At 62.7% G+C, this 26,172-nt stretch carries 24 protein-coding genes; 12 read left to right on the top strand and 12 right to left on the bottom strand.

What is annotated here, in order from left to right:
- Positions 1-77 precede the first annotated feature (77 nt).
- Complete coding sequence (locus P9273_RS18030) at positions 78-1,625, bottom strand: winged helix-turn-helix domain-containing tetratricopeptide repeat protein (RefSeq protein ID WP_278050118.1); 1,548 nt, start codon at positions 1,623-1,625, stop codon at positions 78-80.
- Positions 1,626-1,744: 119 nt separating this feature from the next.
- Between P9273_RS18030 and P9273_RS18025 the strand changes: the two genes are divergently transcribed.
- The 3 genes from P9273_RS18025 (at position 1,745) to P9273_RS18015 (ending at position 4,839) form a co-directional block, all read left to right on the top strand.
- The gene (locus tag P9273_RS18025; RefSeq protein WP_052458891.1) at positions 1,745-2,464 is read left to right on the top strand and encodes a class I SAM-dependent methyltransferase; all 720 of its coding nucleotides are present in this window, start codon (positions 1,745-1,747) and stop codon (positions 2,462-2,464) included.
- Between the two features lie 715 nt (positions 2,465-3,179).
- Positions 3,180-4,025 carry a hypothetical protein gene (locus P9273_RS18020; protein ID WP_278050117.1) on the top strand — a complete coding sequence of 282 codons (846 nt, stop codon included), beginning with the start codon at positions 3,180-3,182 and terminating at the stop codon, positions 4,023-4,025.
- 49 nt (positions 4,026-4,074) lie between these two features.
- Positions 4,075-4,839, top strand: a complete 765-nt coding sequence (locus P9273_RS18015; protein ID WP_278050116.1) for a hypothetical protein — start codon at positions 4,075-4,077, stop codon at positions 4,837-4,839.
- 66 nt (positions 4,840-4,905) lie between these two features.
- Here P9273_RS18015 and P9273_RS18010 read toward each other — a convergent pair whose 3' ends face one another.
- Complete coding sequence (locus tag P9273_RS18010; RefSeq protein ID WP_278050115.1) at positions 4,906-5,886, bottom strand: GlxA family transcriptional regulator; 981 nt, start codon at positions 5,884-5,886, stop codon at positions 4,906-4,908.
- 216 nt (positions 5,887-6,102) lie between these two features.
- The gene (locus P9273_RS18005; protein ID WP_278050114.1) at positions 6,103-6,450 is read right to left on the bottom strand and encodes a VanZ family protein; all 348 of its coding nucleotides are present in this window, start codon (positions 6,448-6,450) and stop codon (positions 6,103-6,105) included.
- Positions 6,451-6,654: 204 nt separating this feature from the next.
- Between P9273_RS18005 and P9273_RS18000 the strand changes: the two genes are divergently transcribed.
- The 5 genes from P9273_RS18000 (at position 6,655) to P9273_RS17980 (ending at position 11,528) form a co-directional block, all read left to right on the top strand.
- Positions 6,655-7,191 (top strand): imm11 family protein, encoded by a 537-nt coding sequence (locus tag P9273_RS18000; protein WP_278050113.1) that lies wholly within the window; start codon positions 6,655-6,657, stop codon positions 7,189-7,191.
- Between the two features lie 251 nt (positions 7,192-7,442).
- Positions 7,443-8,303: an FAD binding domain-containing protein gene (locus P9273_RS17995; RefSeq protein ID WP_278050112.1), complete on the top strand. Its 861-nt coding sequence runs from the start codon at positions 7,443-7,445 to the stop codon at positions 8,301-8,303.
- Positions 8,303-8,779 (top strand): (2Fe-2S)-binding protein, encoded by a 477-nt coding sequence (locus tag P9273_RS17990; protein WP_041001557.1) that lies wholly within the window; start codon positions 8,303-8,305, stop codon positions 8,777-8,779. The genes P9273_RS17995 and P9273_RS17990 overlap by 1 nt, the downstream gene beginning before the upstream one ends.
- Before the next feature lie 3 nt (positions 8,780-8,782).
- Positions 8,783-11,047, top strand: coding sequence for a xanthine dehydrogenase family protein molybdopterin-binding subunit (locus P9273_RS17985; protein WP_278050111.1), 2,265 nt, complete (start codon positions 8,783-8,785; stop codon positions 11,045-11,047).
- A gap of 235 nt (positions 11,048-11,282) precedes the next feature.
- A complete protein-coding gene (locus P9273_RS17980; RefSeq protein WP_041001561.1) occupies positions 11,283-11,528 on the top strand; it encodes a MoaD/ThiS family protein in 246 nt (81 codons plus the stop codon).
- 444 nt (positions 11,529-11,972) lie between these two features.
- On the opposite strand, the gene P9273_RS17975 is transcribed toward P9273_RS17980, so the two are convergent.
- On the bottom strand, positions 11,973-12,197 hold the full coding sequence (locus P9273_RS17975) for a DUF768 domain-containing protein (RefSeq protein ID WP_041001563.1): 225 nt from the start codon (positions 12,195-12,197) through the stop codon (positions 11,973-11,975).
- Positions 12,194-12,565 (bottom strand): DUF768 domain-containing protein, encoded by a 372-nt coding sequence (locus tag P9273_RS17970; RefSeq protein ID WP_442920235.1) that lies wholly within the window; start codon positions 12,563-12,565, stop codon positions 12,194-12,196. Before P9273_RS17970 ends, P9273_RS17975 begins: the two co-directional genes overlap by 4 nt.
- Before the next feature lie 224 nt (positions 12,566-12,789).
- On the opposite strand from P9273_RS17970, the gene P9273_RS17965 reads away from it, so the two are divergent.
- Together P9273_RS17965 and P9273_RS17960 are read left to right on the top strand one after the other, a co-directional pair.
- A complete protein-coding gene (locus P9273_RS17965; RefSeq protein ID WP_278050109.1) occupies positions 12,790-12,993 on the top strand; it encodes a hypothetical protein in 204 nt (67 codons plus the stop codon).
- Between the two features lie 3 nt (positions 12,994-12,996).
- A complete protein-coding gene (locus tag P9273_RS17960) occupies positions 12,997-13,362 on the top strand; it encodes a hypothetical protein (RefSeq protein ID WP_278050108.1) in 366 nt (121 codons plus the stop codon).
- Positions 13,363-13,581: 219 nt separating this feature from the next.
- On the opposite strand, the gene P9273_RS17955 is transcribed toward P9273_RS17960, so the two are convergent.
- Positions 13,582-17,016: a type ISP restriction/modification enzyme gene (locus P9273_RS17955; RefSeq protein ID WP_278050107.1), complete on the bottom strand. Its 3,435-nt coding sequence runs from the start codon at positions 17,014-17,016 to the stop codon at positions 13,582-13,584.
- A 127-nt stretch (positions 17,017-17,143) separates the two neighbouring features.
- Here P9273_RS17955 and P9273_RS17950 point away from each other — a divergent pair, with 127 nt between their 5' ends.
- Positions 17,144-17,971, top strand: a complete 828-nt coding sequence (locus tag P9273_RS17950) for a DUF7946 domain-containing protein (protein ID WP_278050106.1) — start codon at positions 17,144-17,146, stop codon at positions 17,969-17,971.
- A gap of 160 nt (positions 17,972-18,131) precedes the next feature.
- Here the strand turns inward: P9273_RS17950 and P9273_RS17945 are convergent, their stop codons facing one another.
- The 5 genes from P9273_RS17945 to P9273_RS17925 all read right to left on the bottom strand — a co-directional run bounded on the left by P9273_RS17945 (position 18,132) and on the right by P9273_RS17925 (position 23,049).
- Positions 18,132-18,461, bottom strand: a complete 330-nt coding sequence (locus P9273_RS17945; RefSeq protein WP_278050105.1) for a DOPA 4,5-dioxygenase family protein — start codon at positions 18,459-18,461, stop codon at positions 18,132-18,134.
- Positions 18,462-18,558: 97 nt separating this feature from the next.
- Positions 18,559-19,110, bottom strand: coding sequence for a hypothetical protein (locus P9273_RS17940; RefSeq protein WP_278050104.1), 552 nt, complete (start codon positions 19,108-19,110; stop codon positions 18,559-18,561).
- A 34-nt stretch (positions 19,111-19,144) separates the two neighbouring features.
- Positions 19,145-21,184 (bottom strand): hypothetical protein, encoded by a 2,040-nt coding sequence (locus tag P9273_RS17935; protein ID WP_278050103.1) that lies wholly within the window; start codon positions 21,182-21,184, stop codon positions 19,145-19,147.
- Positions 21,185-21,517: 333 nt separating this feature from the next.
- The gene (locus P9273_RS17930) at positions 21,518-21,949 is read right to left on the bottom strand and encodes a DOPA 4,5-dioxygenase family protein (RefSeq protein WP_278050102.1); all 432 of its coding nucleotides are present in this window, start codon (positions 21,947-21,949) and stop codon (positions 21,518-21,520) included.
- Between the two features lie 143 nt (positions 21,950-22,092).
- A complete protein-coding gene (locus P9273_RS17925) occupies positions 22,093-23,049 on the bottom strand; it encodes a homocysteine S-methyltransferase family protein (protein WP_278050101.1) in 957 nt (318 codons plus the stop codon).
- Between the two features lie 225 nt (positions 23,050-23,274).
- Between P9273_RS17925 and P9273_RS17920 the strand changes: the two genes are divergently transcribed.
- Positions 23,275-23,943 carry a TetR/AcrR family transcriptional regulator gene (locus P9273_RS17920; protein ID WP_278050100.1) on the top strand — a complete coding sequence of 223 codons (669 nt, stop codon included), beginning with the start codon at positions 23,275-23,277 and terminating at the stop codon, positions 23,941-23,943.
- 88 nt (positions 23,944-24,031) lie between these two features.
- On the opposite strand, the gene P9273_RS17915 is transcribed toward P9273_RS17920, so the two are convergent.
- Complete coding sequence (locus P9273_RS17915) at positions 24,032-26,104, bottom strand: ABC transporter ATP-binding protein/permease (RefSeq protein ID WP_278050099.1); 2,073 nt, start codon at positions 26,102-26,104, stop codon at positions 24,032-24,034.
- Positions 26,105-26,172: the final 68 nt, after the last annotated feature.

The raw sequence follows: 26,172 nt of genomic DNA, 5'->3' as shown, positions 1-26,172 counted from the left end.
CACGATGCTATGTTCCGTCTCCGTATCAGCGCAATCGGCCAGGCGAAGCATCAGAGGCGACCACGGCTGCCCAAGCGCTATGACAGCCCGGCAATGCGAAGGCCGCTGATGTAGAGCGCGCGCTTCTCCGGCTTGACGATCGGATGATGCTCTTCAATCCAGGCGACCGATAGGTTCGGCTGCAGCCGCCGAGCCTCTTCCAGGGCCATGGTGGCCGTGGCGGTGTCACCGGCGAGTGCCGCGGTCGCGGCATAGGTGCGCCAAGCCGTTCCGAAGGCCGGCCGCAGCTGTATCGCCCGGCGCTCCAGGTCGGCCGCCACTTCGAACCGCCCGGCGGTGAAGTGGCAGATACCCATGGTGGAACAGATCGCCGCCTGGATGAAATCGCGCGGGCTGAGGCGCGCGGCGATCCCCAGATGGTGCAGGCCATCCTCGGCCATGTCGCCATAGCCGTATGTCGAGCCGAGAATGCAGTGCGCCAGCGAGAGACCTGGATTGCGCTCGATCGCTTCCAACAGCTCGTCGACGGCCGGGCGGAAGTTGCGCGACACCATGTGGACATAGCCGGCCGACAGATGCCCCCACGGATCGTCCTGGTCGCGCACGATCGCGGCTTGCGCCCGTGCCAGAGCGGCAGCCAGCAGCTCGCGAGGCTTCGACGTCAGGCCGAGCGCCGCACGCGCACCGATGGTCCAGGCAAGCAGGCTGTTGGCGCGCGCATAGTCGGGATCGATGTCGAGCGCCCTGACCAGCAGGCCCTCGGCGATGTCAAGGTCTTTCTGCGATCCCCATGTCCACACATGCGGCATCGCCTTCATGACGAAGCCCCACGCGTCGAGGCTTTCGGCCGGACGGCTGTGCAGGCGCAACCGTTCGGCTTCATAGAGCTGGGGCTCGATCGAGGCCATCACCTTGTGGGCGATCTGATCCTGCAGTGCCAAGAAGTCGCCGGTCTCGATATCGAAGCGCTCGGCCCATACTTGCGTGCCGGCACTGGCATCGCTCAAACTCGCGGTGATGCGCAGGGCGCGGCCGGACTGGCGTACGCTGCCCTGCAGCACGTAGCGCACCTTCAGCTCACGGCGCAGACGGTCGAGCTCTATGTGCTGCGGGTCATAGGCGAAGGAGGCGCTGCGGTCGCGTACATGCAGGCCGCGGAGCCGCGACAGGCCGGTGGTGATGTCTTCCGACAGTCCGTCGGCAAAGTAGGCCTTGTCGGGGTCATCGCCGATCGCTCGAAAGCGAATCACCGCGATCGACGGCCCTTCCTCGAGCTCGACGGCGCCGTTTCGCGTCCCGCCTGCCTGCGGCCGCACATCACCGACCAGCCGATAGCCGACACGCGCCACCGAGACGATGGAATGCGACCCATCGGGCCCCTCGCCCAGCACCTTGCGCAGGGCGGCGATCTGCACCGAAAGGTTGCCCTCCTCGACCGCCTGGTCTTTCCAGGCGGCGTCGATCAGCTCGTCCTTGCCGACCACGCTTCCCGCGGATCGCAACAGGCGTTCCAGAATAAGCATCGCGCGGTAGCCGATCGAAATGGGCACGCCACGCCGGTAAAGCACGCCCGCTCCCGCATCGAGCAGGAAGGGGCCGAACATGTAGCGTTGCTCTTCCATCATCGAACGCTAATGCAATGAGGAGCATTTTGGAAGTTTTCGGAAGTTTTAGAGACGCCCTTCGCTACTTTTAGCGGCCCGGATTTCAGACTGATCGCACCTGAATCGAGAGGAGCGATGCAATGACCGCAACCACCAGAACCGAAGTTGCCGCGAATTCCTCCGCCCGGCTGTTCCAGGACATGTGGGGCATCTACCGCAAGGTTGTCGACAACAACTATCTCAACCACCGCGAAGCGTACGCTGCACTGCGCCGGCTTCTCCAGAATCAGCGGCCGGGCTTCACCTTCCTGGACATCGCCTGCGGCGACGCCTCCTTCAGCGCCGCCGCGCTGACAGGCCTGCCGATCGGCCGCTATATCGGCATCGACCTGTCGCAGCCGGCTCTCAACGAGGCCTCGGCCAATATCGCCGACCTGCCCTGCCCGACCGAATTGCGGCATGGCGACTTCGCCGATTGGCTGACGGCATGCGAGGAGCCAGTCGATCTTGCCTGGATCGGTCTGTCGCTTCACCATCTGCCGTTCGAGCGGAAGCTCGAGACCATGCGCCATCTGCGGCGCCTGCTAGGCCAGGCGGGCACACTCCTGATTTACGAAAACACCTGCAGGACGTCGGAGAGCCGGGCGGGCTGGATGAAGCGCTGGGACCGGCAGCGCAACGACTTTTCGGCGTTCAACGGCCTCGAATGGCTGCTGCTCACCACCCATGTGCACGGCATGGATCATCCTGAAACCGTGTCTGCCTGGCGGGAGCTCGGCCATCGAAGCGGGTTCGACCACATGCGGGAGCACTATTGCTCAAGCTCGGGCCTATTCCGCCTGTTCAGTTTCTCGGCCTAGGCATCCTGGCGCCGGCGCAGTCGACCCATCCTACTTCGCCGCCGCCCCGGCCATCCGGTTCGGATGCCTCGGATGGGTCGGCGTGATGCCGTTATGCTGGCAGAATCCACGGCTGAAAACCGCTCGGCCCCTGGCATTGATCGGCCCGGTGATGGCCGATGGCCGCCGCGTAGAGGCCCGCCTGCGCGGGTGCGCGGCGGATAACCTCTCTGGTTGAACTGAAGTGCTTGCGTTCCCCGTGGTGAAGCGGGCGCAGCCAATGAACGCGAAGCATGATCTCGCTCAGACCGTCCGACATTGATCAACCGGCCGCCGGCAAGCTCTGCCCCAAGACGACCGGGCATTATATCTAGTCCATTTGGATGATGCTTCCTACGCCTGAAGGCCTATCTTGTATGAGAGGTCAGAGAAATTCTGAAAAGATATAATTAGTCAGGGTTATTGGTTGACTTCAACATGGAGCTAACTACCACGGCGGACAAATCTTAATGCGCGCACGCAAAGCCGCTATGGCATATTTCTTGAGAATCGCGAGGAATGACCGGTAGACGGAGGACCGTTGCCAGTGACATTCACACATGGGTCTTACGACGAGTTCGAGGACGTGCCGCGTCCGGCATGGGTTCGCTTCAGCATGCGCCACTGGAGGTGGAGCGCCATTCCCGGATGCATTCTCCTCTTGGCGGCGATATCTCCGGCAGACGATGCCGCCGAAATGCAGCAACAGATCGTTGCAGCGCGGGGTGAGTTGGCGTCGACAAAAGCGCAGCTCGACCTGAGCCAGCACGCCGAGCGTGCAGCAAGCGCGCAGGCAAGGGTATTGGCCGGCACCTCCGCAGAGCAAGCAGAAGCCCTCAATGAGGCGAACCAAAGCAACGAGGCTCTCAAACTCGATCTGGAAGCGGCGCAGCGCGTCATCAAAGGCCTGCAGGCACAATTGATTTCTTCGAACGAAGCGCGCAACGCTGTCGGAGTATCCCTGGCCGAGGCAAATCAATCGCTGGCCGAAGAGCGGGATAAAGTCGAACAGGTCGAGCACGAACTCGCCATGGCCCGCCAGGCCGGCGACGCCAATGAGAAACGCGCAGATTTGGCTGCGGCCGAGCGGGCCACCGCCTTGAAGAATCTCCAGTTGGCGGTTGCTGCCGCAAGGCATGCCAACGAAGCATTGTATCTGGAACGTGCGCGCGCGATTTCTGCCGCAAGTGATCTCGACGGCGCTCGTCGGGAAAGAGACGCGGCGAGGCAGGCATCTGCCGACCTGAGCGCTGCGTTGGAGCAAGAGCGTCAAAAGCTGACCGACATGTCCGTTTTCCTTACCGCTGCGCGAAAGGCGATCGATCTTGTCAAAGCGCAAAGTGGGAGCCGCACAGCGCGGGTGGAACGCGCAGCCAAGGCGCGTTCCACCGCAGCTGCGCTTGCCAACCGGGATGGCCAATCCATCCGTCAAACAGGCTTGCAAGACAAAAATAAAGCGAAGAGTCCAAGATCACCGAAAAGGGTTCTCGTGGCGACGACGATTACACTCCCCGACGCGTTGCTTCCGACTCCGCCTCGATGACATCGCCGGGTGGCTTGGCACCAACGCATGCCGCAGGAGGGTTCCGGAAATGGGCAAATACGTGGCGGTCGCCTTGATGGTCGCAGCCGCCACCGGACCAGCGGTGGCCCTTGATATCGGTGGCGGCGGCAAGGTCGGTGGCCTTGGCGTTGGCGCTGGAGTGAGCGCAGGACCACAAGGCGTTTCCGCGGGGGTGGGGGCAAGTGTCGGCCGTTCGGGCGGCGCAAAGGTTGGGGCATCAGCCCGCGCAGGCGGCGTCGGCGTTGGCGTCAGCGCAGGTGGCGCGAGCATTGGCGCGTCCGCGAAGGCCGACAGGGGATCAGTCGGCGCGGGCGTTTCGGCTGGTGACGCTCCCGACAGCGAAAGCGCGAGCGTTTCGACAGGTACCAGCACAGCAACGTCCGGCGCCGAGGACGCTGCGCCCCCCGACGACCCGGCCGTTTTCTCTGCCAAAAACGCAAGGACCGCGATCGGCCTGCCGTCCGTCCTCAAGCCTTCCGGCACAGGTGGCGGGGAGTTTCGGCGATTTACGGCGGGCTATCCTTTTGCGCCCCCGGTATCGCTGAAAGCGAAGCCAGGCACGCCGGCCAAGGTCGTGAGCGCGTGCCGCGCGGCGATCATGTCGGCAGCAACGCCGCTTGGCGCTGTGCGTGTATACGCGGTCAGCGCCGGTCTGATGCGCCAACGCAGAGTCGGTCTGGCGGCGCCGATCGAGGTGCGAATAAGCTATGCGCTTCGAGGCGGCATCCAAGTGCGGCAAGCGAAAGTCCTATGTCGCCTCGGTGCGACGGGAAAGGTCATCGCGGTAACGTAGCAACCGGCTGTCACTGGGCTGGACACCGGCAGAGTTGCCGGCTTGCCGAGGCGTGCACAGGCATCGCTACCTGGCAACTTCATTCGCCGCTGCCCGATGCGGGTGCCGCAGCCGGGTCGGCGTGATCCCGGTCTGCTGGCGGAAAACGCGGCTGAAATGGCCGGCATTGGGAAAGCCGCAGCGATAGGCGATCTCGCCAATGGCGAGATCGCTGCTTTCGAGCAGCGACTTGGCGTAATGCACCCTCAGCGCCAGATAGGCGGCCATCGGGCCGATGCCGAGCTCGGCGCCGAACAGGCGCTCGAGCTGGCGGCGCGAGCAGTTCTGCCGGGCGGCGATTTCGGCGATCGAAAGCGTCTCCTGGAGATTGCTTTCCATCAGGAGCAGCGCCCGCTTCACCGCGCGGCTGGCGGCCGCGGGGAAAAGATCGCCGACCGGCTGCACGTCGCGGCTGGAGCGGATGCGGTCGAGCACCAGGATCTTGGCCGCCTTCTCCGCCGCCTTCTGGCCGATGAATTGCGAGACGAAATAGCCGGCGAGGTCGGCGGCGCCCGTGCCGCCGGCGCAGGTGGCGCGGCCGCGGTCGACGGAATAGAGGCTGTCGGCATGGGCGTTCACATCGGGGAACTCGGCGCGGAAATCCTTGATGTGGAACCAGCTGACCGCGGCGCTGTAGCCGTCGAGCAGGCCGTAGCGCGCGAGCACGAAGCTGCCGGTGCAGAGCGCGGTCAGCGGAACGCCCTTCTGTGCGGCGCGCAGCAGGAACGCCTCCTTTTCCGAGCTCAATTTGCGGTTGGTGTCGAGCAGGCCGCCGACAACCACGACATTGTCGAAATCCTCGGGGTTGCCCATCGCCCGAGTCGGCAGCAATTCGACGCCGCAGCTGGCGCGGATCGGCAGGCCGCGCTCGCCGACGATCTCCCAGTCGAACTCGATCCTGCGGCTGCGATCGCCCTCGTCGCCGGCCAGCCTGAGCGTGTCGATGAACAGCGACAGGGGCGACAGCGTGAAATCGCGCACTAAAAGAAATGCGAATTTTTTGGCCATCTACTTCGGGGATCGTCCATCGTTTGAACGCAGCTTATGCCGAAATCCTCGCGGCGAGCCCTCTGAATACGACGTGCCTTAGGTCGCAACACCACTCTGGCGCGAGCCGGCGCACTAGAGCAATTCCAGGAAAAGTGTGAGCGGTTTTTCCGTCCGGAATTGCGTAAAAACAAAGGGCTAGAGCGGTTCGCCGTTTCCATGAAACGGTGAACCGCTCTAGCGTCGCTCGGCGGCGCGGCTCACCAACGTGATGACGAAGCGCGCCAGGACAATCCCCACCACGCCCGCCGCCGCCTTGAGCAAGCCATCGGCAACCCGCGCATGCCGGCCAGGGTCGAACAACTGCAGAACCTCGAGAACGCCTGCTACCGCGCAAATGAACAGCACCGTCTGCGTCACGCGGGACGGAAACCCGAGCGCCAGGGCCAGCCCCAGCAGGATATAAGCCAAAGCGCGTTCCATGTTGGCATCGCTCAGGTGTGGCCGCAGCTCGATGGGCGACAGCGTTGCGAAGATGATGAGGGCCAGCAGGACGAGCGCGGCGAGACGGGAGATGGAGGTCATGCCCGCTCTTACAGGCCACTGGCTGTGATAACAATATTGCCGATGCCTGGCCGTGGATTGGTCCGCGCGGGGCCTGAAACCGACCTGCTCCGCAATCAGGCCTGAGCTTCCTTGAATGCCGCGCCGGGCCGGTGCATGCTCCCCGCGCGCTTTCGGCGAACCGCCTGGAGCCGCGATCCTCAGACGACGGCGGAGCATCTTGCGATGACGACCATCCATCAATTCGCTGTGTTGGAGGGGCAGGAATGGGTGCTGCCGGTCGACGACGATGCCTATGAGACCTTCTTCAGCCTCGATGGGCGATCGATCAACGGCCGGGAGCCGCCGGTGATGCGACGCGTCGAGGAAGGCGAGCGGCTCTATTCCGATTTCCCCTGGCTTGGCGCGTACGCGCCGCTTTTGCGCCGACCGGCCGTCGACGCGCTGGCGGCGGCGTTGCGTCCCTATGGCGAGCTCGTCGCGCTGCGCGGCGAGGAGGTCTGGCTGCTCAACGTGACCAATGTGACCGACGCGCTGGATGAGAAGCGGTCGCGGATCGTCCGGTTCGACGACGGCGACATTCTTGCCATCGAGCGCTACGCCTTCGACGCGGAGAAGATCGGGACGGCGGAAGTGTTCAAGCTGCCGACGCGGGCTTCCCCGGTCTTCGTCGATGACGTGTTCGTCGAGCGGGTGCGCAAGGCCCGGTTGCGCAACGTCTCGTTCGAGCCGGTATGGACATCGGGAAAGGCAATCGCTTGAGACGAATAACAGTTTTGCGGTTTTGGCGTAGACAGGCAATGACTAACGCCGGCGCCGCCCCTCATCCGCCCTTCGGGCACATTTTCCCCGTATAGTGAAGGCGAGAAGAGAAAGGCCGCGGCGCCCTGGCCCGCCCTCTGGGCGCATCTGGAACAGGGCTCTGGCCCAACCCGCACATGCACGAACGGGATGGCGATTATAACCAGACGCTTTATAACGGTCGGTGACAAAGCGATCACCAAGGGGAGACGATGCGTTACATACGTCCGCTTTCAATCGAAGATGCCGTTGGCGAGCTCGCCAAGGCGGTAGGACCGGCCGCGATCCTGGCCGGAGGCAGCGACCTGCTGGTCAGGATGAAGGGCGGCTTCATCGAGCCCGAGCTGATCGTCGACATCAAGCGCATAGGCGGCCTGGCCGACATCACCGAAACGGCCGACGGTTTTCGCATCGGCGCCGCCGTGCCCTGCGCGGTGCTGGGCGAGAACAAGGCGCTCAGGCAGGCCTGGCCGGGCGTGGTCGAGGCCGCGAACCTGATCGGCTCCAAGCAGGTGCAGGGCCGCTGCACAATCACCGGCAATCTCTGCAACGCCTCGCCCGCCGCCGACAGCGTGCCGGCGCTGGTGGCGGCGGGCGCCAAGGCTGTGGTCGCGGGGCCTTCGGGCAAGCGCACCATTGCCGTGGAGAGCGTGCCGACCGGACCGGGCCGCACATCGCTGGCCAAGGGTGAGATCATCGAGGCGATCCTGCTCGACAAGCGGCCTGAGCATGCGGGCGACGCCTATCTGCGCTTCATTCCGCGCACCGAGATGGACATTGCTGTGGTGAGCGCCGGCGTGAACCTGACGCTGGATGACAAGGGCGCGATCAAGACCGCGCGCGTGGCGCTGGGCGCCGCGGCACCCACCGTGCTTCTGGTCGAGGAAGCGGGGCAAGTGCTGGTCGGCTCCAAGCTCGACGAAGCAACGCTGGAGCGGCTGGCCAAGATCTGCTCCGGCGCCTGCCGGCCGATCGACGACAAGCGCGGCACCATCGAATTCAGACGGAAAGTGGCGGGCGTGCTGGCAAGGCGCGTCGCGGCAATCGCCTACAAGCGTGCGGGAGGCAAATAATGGCCGGTGTAGCTGTATCAACCACAATCAACGGCGATGCCGTCGAATATCTGTGCCAGCCCGACGAGACGCTGCTGGAAGTGCTGCGCGACCGGCTGGGCCTGACCGGCGCCAAGGAAGGCTGCGGCACCGGCGACTGCGGCGCCTGCAGCGTCATCGTCGACGGCAGGCTGGTCTGCTCCTGTCTGGTGCTGGGCGCGGAAGCCGAAGGCCGCGAGGTCGAAACCATCGAAGGCATGGCGCATGGCGACCAGCTGCACCCGCTGCAGCAGAAATTCCTGGAGCACGCGGCCTTGCAATGCGGCATCTGCACGCCAGGTTTCCTTATTGCGGCGAAGGACCTGCTGGCCAAGAACCCCTCGCCCACCGAGGAGGAAATCCGCTTCGGGCTGGCCGGCAATCTTTGCCGCTGCACCGGCTATGACAAGATCGTGCGCGCCGTCCAGGACGCGGCCAACGTGATGAAGGGAGCGTAATCCATGAATTTCGATCCGCGCTTTTCAGGACGCAAGTTCGCTTCCGTCGGCACACGCCCGATCCGCCCCGACGGCATCGACAAGGTGACCGGACGCGCCCGCTATGGCGCCGACTTCAACATGGCCGGCCAGCTGGTCGGCCGAATCCTGCGCAGCCCGCACGCGCATGCGGTGATCAAGAAGATCGACACCTCGAAGGCGGAAAAGCTCGCCGGCGTGAAGGCGGTGATCACGGCGAAGGACCTGCCCGACCTAACCGACGGCGACGCCGCCATGTACGACATCCTCGACAATTCGATGGCGCGCAAGAAGGCGCTCTATGACGGCCATGCGGTGGCCGCGGTGGCGGCGATCGACGCCCGCACCGCCCGCGAGGCGCTGAAGCTGATCGAGGTCGACTATGAGGTGCTGCCGCATGTGACCGATGTCGACGAGGCGGCGCAGCACCATGCGCCGCTGATCAATGATCAGGTCTTCACCGAAGGCCTCGAGGAGAAGCCCGCAAAGCCCTCCAACATCACCAAGCGCACGCAGTTCGGTCATGGCGACGTGCATGCCGGTTTCGCGCAGGCCGATTTCATCGTCGAGCGCTCGTTCAAGACCGAGCAGACGCATCAGGGCTATATCGAGCCGCATGCCTGCGTGGCGAGCGTCAACCCGGACGGCACGGCAGACCTTTGGGTCTGCACGCAAGGCCATTTCGTCTACCGCCAGCATTGCGCCCAGCTGCTGGGGCTCGAAGCCTCGAAGCTGCGCGTCACCTCGTCGGAAATCGGCGGCGGTTTCGGCGGCAAGACCCATGTCTGGGCCGAACCGGTGGCGCTTGCCTTGTCCAGAAAGGCCGGCCGCCCCGTAAAACTGGTGATGACCCGCGACGAGGTTTTCCGCGCGTCGGGCCCGACTAGCGCGACTTCGATCGACGTCAAGATCGGCGCCAGGAAGGACGGCACCATCACCGCCGCGGAAGCGACGCTGCGCTATAGCTGCGGCCCCTATGCCGGCTCCTGGGCCGAGATCGGCGCGATGACAGCGTTCGCCTGCTACAAGCTGGAGAACGTCAAGACCGTCGGCTATGAAGTGCTGGTCAACCGGCCGAAGACTGCGGCCTACCGCGCGCCCTCCGCCCCGATGGCCGCCTTCGCCGTGGAAAGCGTCGTCGACGAGCTCGCCAAGGAGCTCGGCATGGATGCGGTGGACTTCCGTATCAAGAACGCCGCGCAGGAAGGCACCCGCTCGTCCTACGGCCCGGTCTATGGGCCGATCGGCATCGGGCCGACGCTGGAGGCGGTGAAGAACCATCCGCATATGAAGGCGCCGCTGAAAGCCAACCAGGGACGCGGCATGGCCTGCGGCTTCTGGTTCAATTTCGGCGGCCAGACCTGCACGGATCTGAACATCGGCATGGACGGTACGGTGTCGCTGGCCGTGGGCACGGTGGATGTGGGCGGCTCCCGCGCCTCGCTGTCGCTGGTGGCGGCGGAGGAGCTCGGCATCGATTATTCCCAGGTCAAGGCTGTGGTCGCCGACACCTCTTCCCTCGGTTACAACGACATGACCGACGGCAGCCGCGGCACCTTCTCCTCCTCGATGGCGACGATCTCGGCCGCGCGCAACGCGATCAAGATCCTGCGCGAGCGCGCGGCGCAGACCTGGGACATCCCGGTGGAGGACGTGGTCTGGGAAAAGGGCCAAGCGATTGCCAAGGGCGAGAAATACGGCAACCTCTCGCCGCTGTCGCTCAAGGACATTGCGGCCGCCTCCGGCAAGACCGGCGGGCCGATCGCCGGCCATAGCGAGCTCGTCGCCGACGGCGCGGGTGTGTCCTTCGCCACCCATATCTGCGACGTCGAGGTCGACCCCGAGACCGGCTCGACACGCGTGATCCGCTATACGGTGGTGCAGGATGCCGGCAAGGCGGTGCACCCGACCTATGTCGAAGGCCAGTACCAGGGCGGTGCCGCGCAAGGCATCGGCTGGGCGCTCAACGAGGAGTATATATACGGCAAGGACGGGCGGCTGCAGAACCCCGGCTTCCTCGACTATCGCATCCCGGTCTGCTCCGACCTGCCGATGATCGACACGCAGATCCTGGAAATCCCCAACCCCAACCACCCCTATGGCGTGCGCGGCGTGGGCGAAACCTCGATCGTGCCGCCGCTGGCGGCGATCGCCAACGCGGTGTCGAACGCGGTCGGCGTGCGCATGACCCACATCCCGATGTCGCCGCCGCGCATTCTCGCGGCGCTGGAGGCGGAACGGGAAGGTTGAGAGGTATCCAAGCTAGGGCAAGGTGTGTTGAGATTCAGGTCAGGCCGAGCCGAGAATGATGGCTTCCGAGAACCGGAGCGGAGCGTGCTTCAAGCACGTGAGCACCGGCCTACGCCGGCCGTAGCCTCGGCTGCGCGGCGCCTCACGAGTGCTTCGGCCGGCGAAGGCCGGAAGCGCAGGAAGCCGTCCTTCGCAGGCCGGCCTCACCTCAATATCGACGCACCTTGAGGCGGTAATGGTCGAAGTCACCCTTTGGGGCTCGCTCAGCGCCGTCGCCGGAGGCAAGGCCAAGCACGACATCGAGGCCAAAGACATCAGGGAACTCTTCCGCAAACTGGCGGAACAGTATCCCGGCATCGAGCCCTGGATCGACCGCGGGATAGCGGTGGCGATCGACGGAACGATCTATCGGGATACGTGGAGCAAAGAGCTGCCGAAGGACGCGGAGATTTTTCTGCTGCCGCGGTTGGCTGGGGGATGATGGAACCGGCGGCTGTCTGCCAGGGAGACCAAAGCGTCCTTCGTTCGGATGGCGATTAATTTAGCATAGGCTGATATACGAGTATCGGCTGGCGCCCTGTATCTAGTCCGTGCCCCCGCCGGCCAGGCCCGGCTCGTGGGCACCCCCCGCTTTCGAGCCGGGCCACTCACGGATCGATCCTCTATCGGTTTGGGCTGCTATCGGTTTGGGCGGTCTTCGCGCACAACGTTGTAGAGAAGCAGCCCCGCCGTCAAAGCCACGACAGCGCCTAGCATGTCGTGGCCGGTCAGCCCTGAATGATACACGAAAGCAAATGCCAACTCAGCCATGATCCCACCTGGTGTGCGGTACTCGGTGAGAGAACCCTTAGGGCGCGCTAATGTTCCTATGGTCGGCGTGGATCCAGGCCCAGCGGCTCAGCTCGAATGGATAGCGGCCCGATCGTTACGGTTTGCCGGTGTCCTTGGGGCCGACTATCGCGGCCCGGATCGCCTCGTAGGCGCTTCCGACTTCCTCTTCGATCTCCTCCTCGGAGATACCTGCCGCCCTGGCGTCGGCGAACAGCTTGGTGGTCAGCTCGGCCACAGAGAGGATGTCCGCGCCCACATTGCCGCGCATCACATTATCGGTGATCCATCGGCCGAAGAACTCCGCGCCACGCTCGCTCATTCGCCCTGCTCTTTCAGAAAATGAGCCTCCCGAAGGAGCGTATCCCAGTCGGTCCCGATGGTCTTGATCAGCTCGCCGGCCTGATCCGGGGTGATGCCGGTTTCCCTTGCCAGGCGCCCTGAAAGCAATTCGAAGACAGCCTGGTCGCTCTCCCCCAAACTGCCTTCGCGATGCTGCAGCGCCTCGAAGATCACCTCGAAAACGCTGTCGACCTCTTCGTCGATCTCGCTTGCCGGGATGCCTTCGCGCCCCGCCGCCTTCACCATCTCGTCGGCCAGATCGCTCACCGCAACCGGATCGTCCGTCAGCACGTTCGGCAGATGCTCCGCCATCCATCGGTGGAAGAAATCGAGACCGCGCCTGCTCATTTGGCCATAAGCGCCCGAGGAACATTAGGTTCCGCTGATACGGACTGAGGTCCCATTCGTCGGCGCATTGGTCCATCGCGTGAAACATATGCGCTGCGATCTCATTAGGACTGGGCTGACGAACAATTAGTCCCTTCATCGTCAGTCGGCTGGATCGCCCGTCACCTGCGCGCAGATGACGGGCATCCGATGAAAAGAACAAGGGCTGGGGCCAGAGGTGAACAGTGTCTATTTCCGATCAGTTGCGGGACGTCAGTCTTCGCTATGAATGCCCCAACTGCCGCCGGCCGATCATCAGGAACGGCTCGTGGTTCAAGGCGGTAAGCACTTTCCACTGCGACGCCTGCAAGGCCAAGCTCCGGCTTGGCTACTCGGCCAAGCTGGCGCTTTTCGAACGCCACGCCAAGGCGGCGTTTGCGGGGGCGTGACCTGTGCGCATCAGCGCCCGCGAGCCCTTTGCCAAGGCGCGGCTTCCTTCCCGGGAGCGGCTCGCGATGTCCGCAAACGACAACAGCGCGCTGCACCAGCGCGATCTTTCCATGCTCGATCTCATCCCGGCCGATGAGAGACCCGCAAAGATTGCCACGAAATCAGAGCGGATGAGCATTGCCGCGGCTCTTTGCATAGCGATCAGCCTTTTCATCGGGCCGGTGGTGTTCTCATGCCTGATGCTGGGCGTGTGGAACGCGGCGCTGGACAGCAACGGAGACAACGATGATCGAAACGTCCACGACGTTGGAAACCAGGGTGGCGGGTCTGCAAGACAGGCTGAGAGCAGCCAAGCTCAGCACGGATGACATGCTGGCCTTCCAAAAGGTCGCGGACGTGCTGGACAACGGCCATGGCGGCATCGACGTCGACGACCTGATCGCGCTGTCGTTTGTGGTGGAGGATGAGGATTGAGGGGTGGGACGGGACGCGCCCGGCTTGGTCGAAGTCCGGGCGCTCAGCGCCCTCGCCGGAGCGCGAGTGAACAACAGTTAAATTCGATAAAACTCGGACGGTGTGCGGGGCGCCTACTCGGCAGCTTGGACTACAGGCGCCTCGTTGCTGAGGCACAACGCATTTTCAGAAGCGATCGAGTACAGCTCGTCCATTCGAGCTTCAAGTGCGGCTAGCGCGGTGAGCCGCAAGATCATATTACGAAGCCACCGTTGCTCCTCCAGCATCATCGCCCTTCCGTCAAGACGAGTGAGATGGCGATAGCCCAACCACTTCCGGATGGTCTGGTAACCTCCGAATTCGTATCGCCACGCCACCACAGGAACATTGGCGATGTACACATCGTTGTTTATCCAAAGATCGCCCATGGTATCATCAACTTGGACAAAGCGACCCGGCGCAGCCCCAAAATAGGAGATAGTGACGCGGAGGTCGTCGGAGCTGATAGGTTGACCATCGGAACGACGGACTGTCGCAATACTTGCAATAGCGTCACGATCTAACACCTTTCGAAGCACAGATAACGTGTCGCTGGAACAATCCAAAAGGTCTGCCACCAGCCCACCCAGTTCATCCAGACGCTGAGCGACAATTGGATCTTTTGGTATCGGCACTCGGGCCCAGTCAGCCCCAAGAGCGCTAGCGTGCTCCATCCGGTAGGCAGGCGAGTTCATTACCGCAAGACAGATGTGAACCAGCTTTCTGGCGCACTGGTGGGCATAGGACGTTTCAAGTCCTTGCGGATTGCCCCAAGCTTCTTGGAGAGCGGTCCAGATTTCAGGTGATAAGTTGGCTAACTTACCGCCGGTTAGAGGGTCTACGTTTATGACAGCAGGTATGGCCACAGACCCACGATCGTGAACGTGCAAGTCTAACAGGGTCCGAGAAAAAAGCGGTCTTGCCTCGGATACTTTACGCGGCTCCGGCACCGCGATCAGAAAACATTCACAATCAAGGTTCGCACTTAACGCCTCTCGCGCCCTGTTGAGTAGATTAATTCTGTCTTCGTAATAAATCCACCGCTGATCAAATGGAAATAATAAATATGGTTTAACTCTCTCTTCATGGAACCCAATCTCACGAAGCCCATTCCAGACTTTCTCAGGCGTGTAATTTGCTCTCGGCAAGGCCAACTCCGGACAGATGCGCGCCGCAATGGCGAAGTTTTCAGCTCCAATATAGGCGACCATGCGATCTGCTAGGCCCTTTTTGTCAACGTCCAGGATACTGCCGGTTATGCCTCTATTGGGATTGACTCCTTGTATGCGGACCGGGAAAATTTCTTCGACACTTGGCCAAGCCTCATATCCTGTGGTTTGCGCATACGGCGTCAACCGCCAACGATTTTGCTTCGTCGGCTTTAGCGGCGCATAAGGTACCGTGCTCTCTGCCGAGAGTAACTGCTGACGTTTCGAGGCGGCCCTGCCCCAAAAGTCGCGATAGTGAACCACGGTTTCTTCAGGCTTAGTCCGCTCTGCTCCCCGCTTGAGAAATGTCGCGATGGCGACACCTGTCTGAATGCCCCTAGGATCGCTTTCGGTCGTGAAAACACTTTGGTCAGCCGAACCGGCGCCTGGAATACCCGCCGGGATTACTTTCCCGGTCCGGTATTTGTCGCCGTTCAAATTGTCGATCCAAATCTCATGAAAATTCCCGAGCAATGACTCGCGCATGATTGGGTGAGAGCGCCCCGTGAGCCAAGATGAGTTGGTTATTAAAGAGACCAATCCAAAGTCACGCTCCTCTGCGATCTCACGCTCAGCGAGTCTGTAGAACCTAACATACAGGTCATTGAGCAGTTGTTTACGCACGCCCCAATGACGAAACAGTAGGGTTGCGCGCTCTGGAACTAGATCCGTGCCGCCGTCGCGTCGCCTTCGCTCGACATAGGTGACACCCTTGTAGTGATCGACCAATCCGGCTTCTTCTTCCATCCGTACAGAGGCCTGGCGGTCATAAGGTGGATTACCAAGTATGACGACGATGTCCGCATCCTGCTTAATTGACTGCGCCGCCTCGAATTCTTGCTGAAGTTCAGGGAAATTGAGCTGAAGCTGCCGTCGATCGCTCCAACCGGTTAGGGCGTTCGTAAGGAAGATTCCCAGCCTTTGATCGTTTGGCGGGGGCGCTCTAAGGTCGCTCAACATCACATATAGTTGAAGCTGAGCTATCGCGAATGGAGCCGTGAGCACCTCAAAACCAAAAATCCGGCTTGTCAGCGCCCGAAGCAGCGACAAACCGAGCAGTCCTTCCTCGCCGGTTGTCCGTAATTCCTCCGCTATGCAGCGGGCCGCTTCAAGAATGTAAGCCCCTGTCCCGCAGCAAGGATCGAGGAGCACAACGTTTTCATCCGCCAGTCCAAGCGGGCGACCTAGCTGCTGTTTAAGGAGGTCGTGAGCACGCCTTACTTGATAGCGCACGACCTCGGGCGGAGTGTACCAAACGCCCATTGTCTTCTTGAGTTCAGGATCAAAGGCTTCGAGGAATGGTTCATAGAAGTACGTCATCGCCGCGCTAGCGACGTCCCCATCCGACAGTGATGGAAAAGTCATTTCCTGCCGGAAAAGGGTGAGATTCACACGGTTTAACGTGTCAGTGGCACGGTCTAGATGGCGCTCCAGATCTAGATGCCTCAACCGACTTGGATTTCGGAACTCATGAAAGAGCCCAGCCAAGAATGGGATACGCAGATACCGATTGATGCGGTCCCAACTGAAGGTGACACCATCGCGTTCGCGCTGCCACAGCGCCCATGCAGCAAACAGTCCATAGAAGGCGGTTTGGATTAGCGTAGACCTGAAAAACTCACGGCCTTGGTCATCGTCCAGGTCGAAACTGAGGCCCAGCGCGTCCCTATAGTCTTCCAACAGAGTCTCAAGACCGTGGAGATCCCGTGGGAGAGACGCTTTGGCTGCTTTAGCTTGCAATGCTAGGACGCGAGCTAGTGTCGCCGGCTCACCGATAGGAGCGCTGTCTAGCAAAGTGGTTTGGAGCAATTCGTATAGATGGCTTGCCGAGCGAGGACCGGATTGCTCCGTCGGCCACAAAGCAGCAACCCGTACTAACTCTCTATCGCTCGGTGCCACTCGCTCTAAACCAGTTCGGCTAAGACCGGTGCGGCACAACAGCAGTCCAATCTCGCGAACATTGCAGATCAAAACGACCCCTGTACGAGCAAGGTAGCGCCCGATCTGGTCGTCTCTTTCCGTGGACTGGGCGAGTTGGTGGAGCTCTGCGGTGGGTGTTTTCGCCTCACCATATGCGGCGATCAACGACCCATCCGCAATCACAAAGTCCGGTCGATCACGTCCTTTCCCCGGACGACTCTCAGTGGTGCCGGTTCGAACTTCAAATGGCAGCTTGGCATGCAACAACACCGCGGCAATAAGCTGGCGTATGCACGGATAATAACTTTCCTCTGTCACTCCAGGCTGCGTCGATAGAGCGGTGGTCTCAGCGCTATAAGCCTCAAGCGCTACTTGAATAGCTTGCAACTTTTTCCGCCCCATTTGTTACCACGCGAATCTAACCACGGCCTTGGTAAAATAATCCTTTCGTTTTGACGAATTTCGATTTCCTAGGTGTTGTCATTTCTTACCGATTCTGATCAATGTCACGGATCATGCGGAGAGGGCGATGGCGGAAGAAATAAAATACAAACTGGTCTATGAAGGTGAGGAAGCAGAGCGGAATCGGCTCCCTGCCCATCAGGGCGCAACCTCGATCGAAGGAGTAACTTGGTCGATTTCTCTTTTGGCGCACTACGCTGCAACAGGAGAAATTAGAACAAGGGGAAGCTTGTCTCCAAAAATTAAAGTTTACCTTAGACCATCTCGGCAAGGTAGCTTTATAAATGAACTCTTTGTATTTATTACTGAACCAAACAACTTATTTATCACCTCCGTGGCTGGAGCATATGCCGCCGGATCTGCCGGGCAAATTGTAAATACGCTGATTGTTAAAACTCTGAAAGAGGTTTGCGGCCTGATTTATAAACATACGCGACATGACGAAAAATGGTTGAAGAAACTACCTTCCGGTGACACCGAAGCCTTAGTGGATAAGGTTGAGCCGTCAATGCGGCGTGCACACGATGTCATCGATGATGGAGCGAGCACGCTGGACATTAAGAAGGGTCAGACATCCCTAATTACCTTTGACCGCGCCACGAAGGCGTATGTAAACGCAGACAACCTGGGCGACGAATCCACCAGGACTGTGAGTGTAGGGGCTTTCAATGCTAATTCTGGTAACGGTCGCGTTTACCTGCCCGATGTTGGGAAAACTGTGCCTTTTTTTGCGCCGAAGGGACTCGACACCGCTACCTATGCGGCTTTGACTTACAGCCTCGATCAATACGTCAATGGTCGACCGAGCCAGATTAAAATTACTAGTCAAGAGATACTAGCTGGAGATAACCGGGTTAAAAAGCTGATAGTGAGCCAAGCGATGAAACTGCTTTAGAAAACTTGCACCTATCGCTCTTCTCGGCGCATGGCCTCGGGCAAGGGTGAGGTTGCTTTGCGGCCGGAGTGGTCTCGCTCTACAACGATGCCTATGCGCCGCCCATCGGCGACAAGCATCCGTGCGCGGTCGGCCGGCCGGCGCGGGAGAACCGCCCCCCTCACACCCCCAGCGTCGGCGCTGTATTCACCTCCAGCGCCTCTTCCGCCTCGTCCTCCTCGCCAAGCACCTCGCCCTTCACCGGCAGCGCTCGGCCGATCCAGATCGGGTCGATCAGGTGGTCGCGCTCGGGGTTGGTGGTGTTGGGGTGGATGAGGATACTCAGGCCCCCGTGGTTCAGCATCAGCCAGGGGACCAGCGTGGCGAAGATTTCGGTCGCGAAGGAGACCTGGTACATGGCCTGCTCATGCGGGCCGACCGGCTCGTCGCGCCAGTTGCCGAGACGTACGCGAAAACGCTCGCCGATGCGCTCGCGCAGCCGGGGCATCATGCTGGTTTCCATCTTCTAGTTTTTACGCAATTCCGGACGGAAAACCGCTCACACTTTCCTGGAATTGCTCTAGATCACGACCGCCCTTGCCCGCGCTCTACTTCGCCACCTTATCCCCACCCTCCTGCCCTTTCGGCGCCGGGGCGGTCGTCACGCCGATTGCGGAGATGCGCCAGCGGTTGTCGACGTTTTCGAAGGACAGGTCGAAGTCGATCTCCAGCGGTTGCGTGGGAAAAAGGCCGACAAGGTGCAGCTGCTTCTGCGGATCGAGAAAGGGCGGCGTGGACAGCTGCGGGGCGACCACGGCAACCGCGGTCAGGTCGGCGCCCGAGTGGCGCAGCGCCTGGAACCTGATCGCGAGATCGGCGGCGGTGTTCTGGGCGCGAAAGCCTGGCGAGCCCACGTCCCGCAGCACCGTGAAGTTGCCTGTTTCCACCGCCTGCTGGAGTGCCATTATCGTGCTGCGGGCGAGATAGATCGCCTGCGCGGCGTTTGCCGGCCAGGCGGGCGCGGCCGGCGCCGCCGGTGCTGTCGGCGCCGCCACCTTCTTCTTGCCCGGCGCCGGCGCCTGGGTCTGCGTCTGGGCAAGGCCAGGTCCGGCGGCGCATACGGCAAGCATCGCCGCCAGGAGAATTGTGACTGTTCGCATCGGAATCATCATGGCGCGCCGGCGGGACCGCTTCCTACCAGCTCATCCTCAGGCCCAGCCGTCCGCCGGCCATATGCTGGTTGGGATCGAAGGCGACGCCGCCATTGAGCTGGAGCTGCGAGCCGAGCCGGGCGCCGGCGCTGAGCGCAAAGGCATTGGCGCCCTCGAACGTGCCCCAGTTCAAGGTGGTGACGAGTTTTTCGTCCGGCAGCACGGTCGGCGCGCCGGCCAACGCCATCGCCATGGCGACGCCGGAATAGGCACGGCTGCCGACGCTGTCGATACGGGAGCTGAGGCTGTTGAATTGCGCGGGATCGGAAAGGCCGAGCGCGCCCGGCGTCACGGAGGCGAGATGGCCGCTGGCATCCGTGGTGACGATCTCAATCGCGCCGGTCTGGGCCGATGAGCTCGCCGCCGACGTCAGGCCGGGCATCGAATAGGTGTTGCTCGCCGTTCCGAACACCTGCTCGTTTTGCCTTGTTGCGACCGCACCCGAGCCGTAGGCGGCCGAGCCTGCATAGCCGGCGCTGGCGCCGGAGCCGATCGCAACGGCATTCAGGCCGGCCGAGGATGCGCCCGATCCCATGGCGATCGCATTGGCGCCGGTCACCGTCGTGCCATTGCCGAACGCGATTGCATTGGTGGCGTTGACCGTGCTGCCCGATCCGACCACCACCGATCCTGACGAATTGGCGGTGCTCGCGACGGTGTTGTTCGAGCCGAAGACCTGGATGCCGTTGCCGTTGCTGGCAACGTTCGGGGCGTTGACGGCATTGTCGTCGCCGTAGACCAAGGATTTGTCGCCATTGACGACATTGGGGTCGCCGATCGCGTAGCTGCCATTGCCCTTGACGGTGTTGCCGGTGCCGAAAGCGCCGCTGTCGTCGCCGGTGACACTGTTGTTCGAGCCGATGACGGTGGTGTTGTCTCCCTGCGACTGGTTGTTGGTGCCGCCGGCCAGCGCATTGGTGCCGTTGGCATTGCTGCCGGAGCCGGCCGCGGTGGAGTTGGTGCCGCTGGCGTTCGGCTGCGTGCCGGAGGCGGTCGTATCGTAATAGGGAGGATTTCCGGGGCCGCCGGTGATGCAGGCCAGGTCGCCCGCGGCATTGGTGCCGATGCCGGAGGTGCAACCCGCAAGCGATGCAAAACGAACGGTGCCCACGACATCGAGGCCCGCGGCCGGCGTGTTCGTGCCGATACCCACATTCCCGTTTGCGTCGATGGTCATGCGGGTCACGCCATCGGTGGCAAGCAGAAGCCGGCCGCTCGAGCCGGTGGCCGAATGCGCATTGATCAGCGAGGTCCCGACGCCGAAGCTCGCGCCGGCGTAGCCGAAGGTCAGCGCATCCGCATTGGCCGCCGAGGACACGCCGATCGTCTCAAACGTATCCTGTGTGGCCGCTCCATAGAGATGCAGCTTGCTGGTGGGGGAAGCGGTGCCGAGACCGACATTGCCGTTCGAGGCGATGTCGAGGCTGCTCGTGGGCGCCCCCGGCCGGATGCGGAAAGGCAGCAAGCTGCCGTTCGTCGAGTCGCGTATGAAGAAATTCGCCTCGTTGCCGCCGACATCCCAGGTCTGCGCCGTGAAGCCGCCGGCGTTTGTCTGCTCCAGGCGGATCGCCGGCGTGTCGCCTCGGGTTATCTGCAGCCCGAGAGCTGGGTTGGACGTGCCGAGGCCCAAATTGCCAAAGCTGTTGACATAGAGCGCATTCTCGGGAGCGCCCGCGTCGACGCGGAACACCATCTTGTTGCTCGTCGCATCCTGGATGCCGAAGTAATTGGCGCCACCAGAGCCGGAATCATTCGCGATCAGTGCCCAGTCATTGGCGGCAAATCCGGCGTTCGTGCTCGTGTCGTCGAAGTAGATGCGCGTGTTGTTTTCCTTCACAACGATGGTGTTGAACCCGAAGGACTCGTTGTTGACGCAGTCGAACCCGACGCAGAGGCTTCCTTGCACGATCTGGTCGTCCGCAACGACATTGTCGGCAAGCGCGTCGGCGACCGGCATGGCGAGGACCGCGGCCCCGAGGCGCAACGCCACGCATTTCGTCGCGAGCTGTTTTGGTTTCGCCACAAGCCCCTCCCCCGAGGATCGATGATCGCAGATGTGCAGGCTTATGTGCTGGCCGCCGGTTTGGCAAGCAGTAGAACCGCTCGCCGACTTCTTTATCGCGGGTGTGTTTCCAGCACATCACCAGTAACGCAGGGGCTGTGTTCAGAGTCTTTTCCAGCCTGGATTATGCCGCCCGTTGCGCGGTCCGAATGTGAACTGTGCAGACACGCTTTGTCGCGCATTCTAATTTAGTGGTTCTGCATATATCTAGCTGGTCCGGTTGACGCGATGCAGTTCGCCGCAGCTCTCCGGCGCTGCTGTCCGGCGTGCATCGCTTCGTTAAAGCGTGCCCCTTCACACCCGCAGCGTCGGCTCGGTATTCACCTCCAGCGCCTCTTCCGCCTCGTCCTCCTCGCCAAGCACCTCGCCCTTCACCGGGAGCGCGCGGCCGATCCAGATCGGGTCGATCAGGTGGTCGCGCTTGGGGTTGGTGGTGTTGGGGTGGATGAGGATGCTCAGGCCCCCGTGGTTCAGCATCAGCCAGGGAACCAGCGTGGCGAAGATCTCGGTGGCGAAGGAGACCTGGTACATGGCCTGCTCATGCGGGCCGACCGGCTCGTCGCGCCAATTGCCGAGGCGCACGCGAAACCGCTCGCCGATGCGCTCGCGCAGCCATTCGGCTTGCCGGCGCTCGGCCGCGTCGCCGTAATAGATGTGGGCGTGATAGCTGGCGATCTCGGCGATGGGCCTCGGATTGGGCGGCTCGGGACTGGTGTTTTCGTTCACCGCGATGCTCCCCTTCGATGATTGTCGCGCCGGCAGGAACTCTACCCGAAGCACGGGCACTTTGTCTGCAGCCGGCGCGGCATTCATGGGGAGCCCGAGGGTCGCGGCCCGCGGCAGAGGAGAGCTCCGTCCGATGCTCGATGTCACTTGGCCGCGGCGGGCGCCGGCGTCACCGCTTCGCAGATCTCGGCTATATGCCGGTGGTCGGTGCCGCAGCAGCCGCCGAGAATACGCATCGACGGGAAGCTCCGCGTCAGCGCTCCGTAGCGGCGGCCCAGATCCGCGATGTCGCCGATGTCCAGCGTATCGGACTCGTCGAGCTCGGCATGGCTCTTCGCCGATGCATTGGCGCGCACGCCATGGATGCGTTTCACCCACGCCTCGCCGCGCGCCAACGCCTGCTCGAAATGGGTCGGATGCGCGCAGTTGACCATGTAATAGGCCGGCGAGCCGTCGGTCGCTTCCTCGGTCGCCTCGATCGCCGCACGCAGCGTCGTCCCGTCGACCAGCCTGCCGTCGGTTTCGACGGTAAAGGAGACGACGCAGGGCATTCCGGCCGCCTTGGCGGCGAGCGCGATCCCCACGCCTTCACCGACCGTGTTCATGGTGATGGCCGAAACCATGTCGGCTTGCGTGCGCGCGAAGATGTCGACCTGGAACGCGTGATAGTCCCGCGCTTCCTCCGCCTCCATGCGGCCGGCCTTGTATCCGTCGCCGCGCGGGCCGATCACGCCGTTGAGGACGATCGGCGTGGTTGGCGTCTCCCACTTGTCGCGAAGGGTGGCAACGAGGTCCACCGAGGCAAGGTTGATCGCCGTCAGCCGGTCGGCGTCGAAGCCGATCGCCCGGCCCCAGTCGAGACTGGCGCGCCAGGTGGCCGTGTCGAGCAGGAAGCCGAGGCCCCTGCTGCGAGCGATCGGCAGGAAACGCTCATAATACTTCACCAGCTCGGCGCGCCCTTTTTCGTTTTCGAGGAGAACGAACGAAGCGAAATGCGGCAGTTCGATCCCCTGCAGGAAGATGAGCGCGGTCTCCATGCCGCCGTCGCTCAGAAAAAGTCCGCCGGCGACCTGCGGCAATGCGTGACGATATTTCGCCATGGGTCAAACCTCCAGAGTTGGTGGACGGCAGAGCCGCCCGGGACGGAGCGGTTTTCCCAGATCGAATGCATGCAAACTAGTGAACGCGCGGTACGGAGAATGAGAGAACCGATTTCGTGCATGTTCTTCAACGGTTTAGCGATCAACTGGCGATGTGCTGGCGGGATATGGTATTGTCGCGCGGCGACATTTCCGTACCGCGGGTACAGTTTGGAGGGGCCTCCCATGCGCAAGGGTGAGGCAACGCGCGAACGCATTCTGGAAGTGGCCGAGGCCTCTGTGCTCGCCAAGGGCTTTGGCGCGACCTCCATCGAGGAGGTGATCACAGAAGCCGGCATCACCAAGAGCGGGTTCTTCTATCATTTCCGTGACAAGAACGAGCTTGCCCACGAGTTGCTGCGCCGCTACATCGCCGAAGACCATCGCATTCTCGACGAACTGTTCGGCCGTGCCGCCAATCTCTCGGACGAACCGCTGCAGGCGTTCCTTATCGCGCTGAAGATGCTGGCTGATTTGATGGGCGACCTGCCGGGAGGCCACCCCGGCTGCATGATCGCCTCGATCTGCTACCAGGAGCGATTGTTCGACCGGCGCGTCGTCAACCTCAACCGCGAGGCGATAGAGAGTGTCAACGCCCGCGTCCTCGCCCATCTCAAGACCATCGCCGCTGTCAGCCCGCCGCGCGAGCCCGTCGACCTGACCGTGGTTGCCGAAATGCTGTCCTGCATCATCGATGGCGGCATCATCATGGCCAAGGTCACCGGCGATCCGGCGCGGCTCGCATACCAGATCCTGGCCTATCGCGCCTTCATCAAGATGCTGTTCGCCGCGCCTGTCCGCGATATTCCATCCGGCGGCGTGCCATCCCGGCAGAGCAGCCCGGCGGCCGGGTAAGAGGCCGCCCGCCATTCGGCGCGGCGCGCCTCGCCGATGAGGCTGCATCCCCATGAAATGGAACCGAGGGACGGGCGAGACCCGTGGCTTACCGCGCGGCCCCTCCTCTCGCCCCACCGCCCCACAGCGCCCGCTGCAGCAGGCCGCGCTTCTTTCTGCGTGACACCAGCTCCACATCGCTCACCAGCCGCGCCCCGCCCTCGCGCCGCTCCAGCGTGATCTTTCGCGTGTGGAACGCTTCCAGCTCGGCGCGGTGGGCGACGCTGATGATGGTGACCTTGGGCAGTTCCTGGACCACCGTCTGCATCATCCTGTCCTGGCTTTTCTCGTCCAGCGCCGAGGTCGCCTCGTCGAGCACGACGATGTCGGGCGCGTGCAGCAACAGGCGCGCGAAGGCCAGGCGCTGCTTCTCGCCGCCCGACAGCGTCTGATCCCAGGGCGCCTCCTCCTCGAGCCGCTCCTTCAAATAGCCGAGGCCGACCTTGTCGAGGGCGGCGTCGATCTCTTTCGTCTTCCAGTTGTCGGCGGCGGCGGGATAGGCGGTGGCGCGGCGCAGCGTGCCGGACGGTATATAGGGGCGCTGCGGCAGCATGAAGAGGCGCTTGCCCGGGTGGAAATCGACGCTGCCGCTGCCCCAGGGCCACAGCCCGGCGATGGCGCGCACCAGCGTCGACTTGCCGGTGCCGGATTCGCCCGAGACCAGCACGCGCTCGCCGGGCTGGATCTCCACCTCGGTTTCCTTCACCACCGAGGTGCCGTCGTCGAGCGTCACGGAAACATTGTTGAGGCTCAGCATCGCGCTGCCCTTGGCATCGCCGCGCTGGATGCGGCCCAGCCTATCGTTCGTTTCCGCCCGCTCCAGCCCGTCGAGCGACATCATCAGCGATGCGATGCGGCGGGCGGACGCGTTCCAATCGGCGAGGCGCGGGTAATTGTCGACCAGCCAGCCGAAAGCGCCCTGCACCAGGGCGAAGGCGGAAGCGGCCTGCATGACCTGGCCGAGTGTCATGGAACCGTCGAGGAATTTCGGCGCGCATAAAAGCACCGGCACGACCGGCGCGAACAGGCTGGAGCCTTGCGAGACCAGAGTGGTGCGCATGTGCTGGCCGGTGAGCCGCGCCCAGCGGCCGAGCACGCCGGCGAAGCTGCGGTCGATGCCGGCATTCTCTTCCTCCTCGCCGCCGAGCAGCGCGATGCTCTCGCCGTTTTCGCGCACACGCGTCAGCACATAGCGAAACTCGGCCTCGGCCTGGTTCTTGTCCTCCGAGAGCTGGACGAAATGGCGGCCGATGAAGAACATCGAGGTCGAGGTGATCACCGCATAAATGACCGCGGTGACGACGAGGAAACCGGGCACGGTGATGGTTGTGCCGCCCAGGGAAAAACTCAGCGCGCCGCCGATGGTCCACAAGACGACGATGAAGGTCGAGGCCGCCAGGAAGGCGTTGAGGACCCCGGCGAGGAAGTCGACCGGCGATTCCGTCGCGATGCGCAGATCCTCCGTCAGGCGGGCCTCGGGATTGGCATGGTCGCCCTTGACGAGGTTGAGCTGGTAATAGCGGCCGCTGGCCAGCCAGCGCTGGACGACCGCCGTGGTCAGCCAGGAGCGCCAGCGGCGCTGCATGGTCATGCGTACATAGACCTGGGTGACCACCAGGCTGATGCTGCCGGCGACCAGCGGCAGGAAGATGGCGCTGAGCCAATAGACGGTGCGGGCGTCGCGCTGCTCGATGGCGTCGAAGATCGCGCGATTCCAGCGGTTGATGCCATATTGGAAGCCGACATTGACGCAGATCAGCATGATCAGGCCGATCGTCAGCGGCCAGGCGAGCCTGTCGCCATGCAAACCCCAATAGCCGCGCCCGCTGATCCAGAAGCGCCGCAGCAGATATTTCTTGCGCGCCCGCTCGGCTTCTTCGGGCGAAAGCGCCGGACCGGGCTCGGCGGCCTCGGGCGGCGGCGCCCCTGCATGGCCGATGGCCTCCGGCGCGGCATCGGCGGGCGCTTTCTGCTCGGACGCCTTGGGCTCGGCTTCGCTTGGCTTGGGCGGCTTCTCCTGCCGCGGCTTCGGCTTCGCTGCCCGCTCCTGCGGGCGGGATTGGCGGACCGCAAGCGGAGCGGTGGCGCCTGCGGGCGTGGGTTTGACTTTGGCCTTGGGCATCGCGCGACAACGGCCTAAAAATCAAAAGGTTTCATGCGGGCTGGCCACGCCCATCGCATAGGGCGTTC

The sequence above is a fragment of the Mesorhizobium sp. WSM4935 genome, assembly GCF_029625735.1.
In the GTDB taxonomy this organism is placed as follows: domain Bacteria; phylum Pseudomonadota; class Alphaproteobacteria; order Rhizobiales; family Rhizobiaceae; genus Mesorhizobium.
This window is presented reverse-complemented; position numbering and strand designations above follow the sequence as displayed.

What these genes read in the sequence shown, in the direction of transcription:
- P9273_RS18030 (WP_278050118.1), bottom strand. Translation starts at nt 1,625, where the DNA reads ATGATGGAAGAGCAACGCTACATGTTCGGCCCCTTCCTGCTCGATGCG.
- P9273_RS18025 (WP_052458891.1), top strand. Translation starts at nt 1,745, where the DNA reads ATGACCGCAACCACCAGAACCGAAGTTGCCGCGAATTCCTCCGCCCGG.
- P9273_RS18020 (WP_278050117.1), top strand. Translation starts at nt 3,180, where the DNA reads ATGCAGCAACAGATCGTTGCAGCGCGGGGTGAGTTGGCGTCGACAAAA.
- P9273_RS18015 (WP_278050116.1), top strand. Translation starts at nt 4,075, where the DNA reads ATGGGCAAATACGTGGCGGTCGCCTTGATGGTCGCAGCCGCCACCGGA.
- P9273_RS18010 (WP_278050115.1), bottom strand. Translation starts at nt 5,886, where the DNA reads ATGGCCAAAAAATTCGCATTTCTTTTAGTGCGCGATTTCACGCTGTCG.
- P9273_RS18005 (WP_278050114.1), bottom strand. Translation starts at nt 6,450, where the DNA reads ATGACCTCCATCTCCCGTCTCGCCGCGCTCGTCCTGCTGGCCCTCATC.
- P9273_RS18000 (WP_278050113.1), top strand. Translation starts at nt 6,655, where the DNA reads ATGACGACCATCCATCAATTCGCTGTGTTGGAGGGGCAGGAATGGGTG.
- P9273_RS17995 (WP_278050112.1), top strand. Translation starts at nt 7,443, where the DNA reads ATGCGTTACATACGTCCGCTTTCAATCGAAGATGCCGTTGGCGAGCTC.
- P9273_RS17990 (WP_041001557.1), top strand. Translation starts at nt 8,303, where the DNA reads ATGGCCGGTGTAGCTGTATCAACCACAATCAACGGCGATGCCGTCGAA.
- P9273_RS17985 (WP_278050111.1), top strand. Translation starts at nt 8,783, where the DNA reads ATGAATTTCGATCCGCGCTTTTCAGGACGCAAGTTCGCTTCCGTCGGC.
- P9273_RS17980 (WP_041001561.1), top strand. Translation starts at nt 11,283, where the DNA reads ATGGTCGAAGTCACCCTTTGGGGCTCGCTCAGCGCCGTCGCCGGAGGC.
- P9273_RS17975 (WP_041001563.1), bottom strand. Translation starts at nt 12,197, where the DNA reads ATGAGCGAGCGTGGCGCGGAGTTCTTCGGCCGATGGATCACCGATAAT.
- P9273_RS17970 (WP_442920235.1), bottom strand. Translation starts at nt 12,565, where the DNA reads ATGAGCAGGCGCGGTCTCGATTTCTTCCACCGATGGATGGCGGAGCAT.
- P9273_RS17955 (WP_278050107.1), bottom strand. Translation starts at nt 17,016, where the DNA reads ATGGGGCGGAAAAAGTTGCAAGCTATTCAAGTAGCGCTTGAGGCTTAT.
- P9273_RS17950 (WP_278050106.1), top strand. Translation starts at nt 17,144, where the DNA reads ATGGCGGAAGAAATAAAATACAAACTGGTCTATGAAGGTGAGGAAGCA.
- P9273_RS17945 (WP_278050105.1), bottom strand. Translation starts at nt 18,461, where the DNA reads ATGATGCCCCGGCTGCGCGAGCGCATCGGCGAGCGTTTTCGCGTACGT.
- P9273_RS17940 (WP_278050104.1), bottom strand. Translation starts at nt 19,110, where the DNA reads ATGCGAACAGTCACAATTCTCCTGGCGGCGATGCTTGCCGTATGCGCC.
- P9273_RS17925 (WP_278050101.1), bottom strand. Translation starts at nt 23,049, where the DNA reads ATGGCGAAATATCGTCACGCATTGCCGCAGGTCGCCGGCGGACTTTTT.
- P9273_RS17920 (WP_278050100.1), top strand. Translation starts at nt 23,275, where the DNA reads ATGCGCAAGGGTGAGGCAACGCGCGAACGCATTCTGGAAGTGGCCGAG.
- P9273_RS17915 (WP_278050099.1), bottom strand. Translation starts at nt 26,104, where the DNA reads ATGCCCAAGGCCAAAGTCAAACCCACGCCCGCAGGCGCCACCGCTCCG.